1 rRNA gene (running past one end of the window) is annotated in these 2,507 nt (G+C 56.5%); it reads left to right on the forward strand.

From position 1 onward, the window contains the following. Positions 1-2,475, forward strand: a 23S ribosomal RNA gene (locus tag ACZ6J5_RS36030) (it extends 731 nt beyond the left edge of the window). Positions 2,476-2,507 lie beyond the last annotated feature (32 nt).

Here is a 2,507-nt window from a genome sequence, read left to right on the forward strand (position 1 = left end):
ATCTCGTGACTGCGTGCCTTTTGAAGAATGAGCCTGCGAGTTTGCGGTGTGTTGCGAGGTTAACCCGTGTGGGGAAGCCGTAGCGAAAGCGAGTCCGAATAGGGCGTTTCAGTAGCACGCTCAAGACCCGAAGCGGAGTGATCTAGCCATGGGCAGGTTGAAGCGGAGGTAAGACTTCGTGGAGGACCGAACCCACCAGGGTTGAAAACCTGGGGGATGACCTGTGGTTAGGGGTGAAAGGCCAATCAAACTCCGTGATAGCTGGTTCTCCCCGAAATGCATTTAGGTGCAGCGTCGTGTGTTTCTTGCCGGAGGTAGAGCACTGGATAGGCGATGGGCCCTACCGGGTTACTGACCTTAGCCAAACTCCGAATGCCGGTAAGTGAGAGCACGGCAGTGAGACTGTGGGGGATAAGCTCCATGGTCGAGAGGGAAACAGCCCAGAGCATCGACTAAGGCCCCTAAGCGTACGCTAAGTGGGAAAGGATGTGGAGTCGCAGAGACAACCAGGAGGTTGGCTTAGAAGCAGCCACCCTTGAAAGAGTGCGTAATAGCTCACTGGTCAAGTGATTCCGCGCCGACAATGTAGCGGGGCTCAAGCGTACCGCCGAAGTCGTGTCATTGCAGCGTATAGCCCCAACGGGTGTTGTGATGGGTAGGGGAGCGTCGTGTGCCGGGTGAAGCAGCCGCGGAAGCGAGTTGTGGACGGTTCACGAGTGAGAATGCAGGCATGAGTAGCGATACACACGTGAGAAACGTGTGCGCCGATTGACTAAGGGTTCCTGGGTCAAGCTGATCTGCCCAGGGTAAGTCGGGACCTAAGGCGAGGCCGACAGGCGTAGTCGATGGACAACCGGTTGATATTCCGGTACCCGCTTTGAAACGCCCAATATCGAGCCCATTAATGCTAAGGCCGTGAAGCCGCCCTGGATCCTTCGGGTGAAGGGGAGTGGTGGAGCCGCTGACCCAAGGTGGTAGTAGGTAAGCGATGGGGTGACGCAGGAAGGTAGTCCAGCCCGGGCGGTGGTTGTCCCGGGGTAAGGGTGTAGGGCGTGTGGTAGGCAAATCCGTCACACATTGAGCCTGAGACCTGATGCCGAGCCGATTGTGGTGAAGTGGATGATCCTATGCTGTCGAGAAAAGCCTCTAGCGAGTTTCATGGCGGCCCGTACCCTAAACCGACTCAGGTAGTCAGGTAGAGAATACCGAGGCGTTCGGGTGAACTATGGTTAAGGAACTCGGCAAAATGCCCCCGTAACTTCGGGAGAAGGGGGGCCATCACTGGTGATCGGATTTACTCCGTGAGCTGGGGGTGGCCGCAGAGACCAGCGAGAAGCGACTGTTTACTAAAAACACAGGTCCGTGCGAAGCCGTAAGGCGATGTATACGGACTGACGCCTGCCCGGTGCTGGAACGTTAAGGGGACCGGTTAGCTCTGTTTCGACAGGGCGAAGCTGAGAACTTAAGCGCCAGTAAACGGCGGTGGTAACTATAACCATCCTAAGGTAGCGAAATTCCTTGTCGGGTAAGTTCCGACCTGCACGAATGGCGTAACGACTTCTCGACTGTCTCAACCATAGGCCCGGTGAAATTGCACTACGAGTAAAGATGCTCGTTTCGCGCAGCAGGACGGAAAGACCCCGGGACCTTTACTACAGTTTGATATTGGTGTTCGGTTCGGCTTGTGTAGGATAGGTGGGAGACTTTGAAGCCGTGACGCCAGTCATGGTGGAGTCGCCGTTGAAATACCACTCTGGTCGTGCTGGATGTCTAACCTCGGTCCGTGATCCGGATCAGGGACAGTGTCTGATGGGTAGTTTAACTGGGGCGGTTGCCTCCCAAAGGGTAACGGAGGCGCCCAAAGGTTCCCTCAGCCTGGTTGGCAATCAGGTGTTGAGTGTAAGTGCACAAGGGAGCTTGACTGTGAGACCGACGGGTCGAGCAGGGACGAAAGTCGGGACTAGTGATCCGGCGGTGGCTTGTGGAAGCGCCGTCGCTCAACGGATAAAAGGTACCCCGGGGATAACAGGCTGATCTTCCCCAAGAGTCCATATCGACGGGATGGTTTGGCACCTCGATGTCGGCTCGTCGCATCCTGGGGCTGGAGTCGGTCCCAAGGGTTGGGCTGTTCGCCCATTAAAGCGGTACGCGAGCTGGGTTTAGAACGTCGTGAGACAGTTCGGTCCCTATCCGCTGTGCGCGTAGGAATATTGAGAAGGGCTGTCCCTAGTACGAGAGGACCGGGACGGACGAACCTCTGGTGTGCCAGTTGTCCTGCCAAGGGCATGGCTGGTTGGCTACGTTCGGGAGGGATAACCGCTGAAAGCATCTAAGCGGGAAGCCTGCTTCGAGATGAGTATTCCCACCTCCTTGAGAGGGTAAGGCTCCCAGTAGACGACTGGGTTGATAGGCCGGATGTGGAAGCCCAGTAATGGGTGGAGCTGACCGGTACTAATAGGCCGAGGGCTTGTCCTCAGTTGCTCGCGTCCACTGTGTTAGTTCTGAAG

It is taken from the genome of Streptomyces sp. NPDC042100 (genome assembly GCF_055582325.1).